Origin of the sequence: Pseudomonas sp. CM25 (assembly GCF_013179705.1) — a bacterium.
Lineage (GTDB): Bacteria > Pseudomonadota > Gammaproteobacteria > Pseudomonadales > Pseudomonadaceae > Aquipseudomonas.
The window spans coordinates 1-2,666 of sequence record NZ_JABMCW010000525.1; the positions used below are offsets into that span (position 1 = coordinate 1).

Annotated in this window: 3 protein-coding genes; 2 read left to right on the forward strand and 1 reads right to left on the reverse strand. The window is 57.7% G+C overall.

Going from position 1 to position 2,666, the window contains the following annotated elements; all coding sequences use genetic code 11:
• The coding region (locus HP546_RS28910; protein ID WP_172232889.1) for a response regulator at nt 1-342 on the reverse strand (342 nt) is incomplete at its 3' end.
• 234 nt (nt 343-576) lie between these two features.
• Here HP546_RS28910 and HP546_RS28915 point away from each other — a divergent pair.
• Together HP546_RS28915 and HP546_RS28920 are read left to right on the forward strand one after the other, a co-directional pair.
• Nucleotides 577-1,920, forward strand: a complete 1,344-nt coding sequence (locus HP546_RS28915; protein WP_172232892.1) for a DUF6861 domain-containing protein — start codon at nt 577-579, stop codon at nt 1,918-1,920.
• Between the two features lie 18 nt (nt 1,921-1,938).
• A complete protein-coding gene (locus HP546_RS28920; RefSeq protein WP_172232895.1) occupies nt 1,939-2,556 on the forward strand; it encodes a GAD-like domain-containing protein in 618 nt (205 codons plus the stop codon).
• The last annotated feature ends 110 nt before the right edge of the window (nt 2,557-2,666 follow it).

Below are 2,666 nucleotides of genomic sequence, written 5' to 3' on the forward strand. Positions count from 1 at the left end.
GGTATGCAGGCGTGCGGCCAGTTCGCGCAGGTCGAAGGGCTTGAGCAGGTAGTCGTCGGCGCCGGCCTGCAGGCCATCGACGCGGTCGGTGACTGCATCGCGGGCAGTGAGCACCAGCACGGGCAGTGTCTCGCCCTGCTGACGCAGGCGGCGCAGCAGCTTGAGGCCGTCTTCGTCGGGCAGGCCGAGGTCGAGGATCATCACGTCGAACTGCGCGGCCTGCAACATCGCCCGCGCATCCTTGGCGTTGCCCACCCGGTCCACGGTCAGGCCCTGGGCGGTGAGGCCGGCACAGATGCCGGCGGCGATCAGGTCGTCGTCCTCGCAGAGCAGAACATGCATGGTGGAGGCTCCCGGAGTGGTGTGGCGGGTATTGCACCTTGGGCGGATTAAGGGGGGATTATGGACCTTTGTGGCCTGGGTGGGGTACTCGCTCAGGCTGCGCTAACGGCCTTGCCAATCGCCAATTTTCACACATCGGAAACGAAGTCGCCTTTTTCCTACGACTGACTCAGCAATTTCCGAACCCGATCCATGATGGGATTTCCCCCTGCCCACGCTGTCAGGGAGACACCCATGTACCTTGGTTACCCCGTACCCTCGTGGTCCGAGATCGAATCACGCATTGCCGATGAAACGGGCTATCAGGGACACGCCCATTATCGTACCCAGCTCAACGAACCGGCAGCTTCACTGGCCCTCAACCTACGTCGGGTCAGGGCTGTCCAGTCAGCCTTCAACCAGGCCGAATGGCAGGCCAGCAACATCCTGCGTCGGCGCTTTGCCGAGCTGGAAATCGCCAGCATCCTCAACGAACTGCTCCAGGCAGTGAGAGAGATGGCGATGATCGTCGTCGGCAGCACCCTCAGCGGCGCTGCCATTGGCGCCGGCATCGGGGTATTTGGCGCGGGGGCCGGGGCCATTCCCCTGGCCGGCACAGGCGCGATGATCGGGCTCAAGGTCAGTGGCTGGATACTGGGTGTACTAGGGCTTTCCTCGATTGCCGAATTCTTTATCGAAGGCCTGCCCCGCACCGGCAAGTACTACCTCGATGGCATCCGCATTGCCTGGGAGGGCACGCGGGACGAAAGCCAGAACCCGTTCGGGAGGGACGACCCGCACGCAGTTTCCAGGGCTGCTCACCACATCGCCCTGGGCCATGTGGACGTGGTGGTGTTGCTGCTGGGGGCAATGGTGTCGTATCTCACCCGCGGGCGCGGCGATGCCCGGGTGCTGGCACAGGAGACGGCAGCCAGCCGCAAAGGCGCAAGGCTGGGGCAATGGATGCTCAAGCATGAAGAGGGGTTGAAGCAACGGCCGGATCTGCAGGTGCCGGAGCGGCGCAAAGGAGCAGTGATTGAATCACAATCCATACCCCCGCAGCGGCCGACGGGCAAGGACAAGGAGCCGTCGCCAGGGAAGCCCGGTAGCATGCCGCTGCATACGGTGTCGTGCTTCAAGGCGGACAAATTGCCAGCATCGAAGCATGGAGAGTTTGAGCGGCAGTTGAAAGGGCAACAGGATGGATTGAACCGCCTGACGGTTGAAGAGTTCCTGGAAAATGTTAACAACCCCATCAAATGTGACCCCAAGTTTGCCAAAAAGGCACGTAGGGATCTATACACAAATTTAAGAGACAGGATTCACCAGGACTTATCCAGAACGATGGGGCCGCGTGAAGCAAGAAAGCTTTCGGAAACGCAAGCCAAGGAGACGATGTCAACGCTCGCAGCGTTGCACAACCCTGATCTTAGTGCGGGTGGACGAGACACTATCGCTGACTTCGGCGATAAAAAGGTTAATTCGAGCATCGGCCCTCAGTGGAAAAGCCGGATCGGAGGGCTCCGCCAAGTCGCCGAAGAAATGGCTGGGTCGGGTGGCGGGAGCGGCCATTTAAACGTGAAATTACACAAGTGCTGACAGACGGGAGATCATCATATGGATGAAGCATTCTCTGTTTTCATCGAAGAAGCTGGAGCACCCATGCACAGACAGGAGGTTCCCCCATCAACTATCGAAAACTATTTGGGGAAGCTACCGGACAAACTTCTGGAATATTGGATTGAGCATGGGTGGTGTGGGTACGGGGAAGGAATATTTTGGACCGTGAACCCAAAAGAGTATGAGGGGGTGGTCGCATCTGTGCTTGAGAGTGCAAATCTAGCAACCTTCGACAGATTTCATCTCATCGCCCGAGGCGCCTTTGGCGACCTTTACCTGTTTGGTGAAAGCACAGGATTTTCATTGAAAGTCGCGCCACACATAGGCCGTTATATTGCTAGTAAGCGTGAGATAACAACGGCCGACATGGACAGAGAGGTGCAAAATTTCTTTGCCAGTCGAGATCTGGATTCGAATGACTTCGGTGACATGTTTGTGCCTGCTAAAAATAGCCTCGGCATACTTGAACCCGAAGAAATGTACGGTTTCGTTCCGGCCTTGGCGTTCGGCGGACCAAGTGAGCTTGCCAATATCGAAAAAGTCAAGGCAGTGGAACACTTGATACTGCTTTCTCAGATTGCCACCCTCGAACCCTACAGTTTCTCCGACTTCTGAGCACACAAAAAGGACCTGACAAATGGACGTGATCTCACCGTTTTCCTGGAAACCTTCGGAACACCGTCGGCCACCAACCTGTAGCGCCCTGCGCCCTCGATCATTACCAA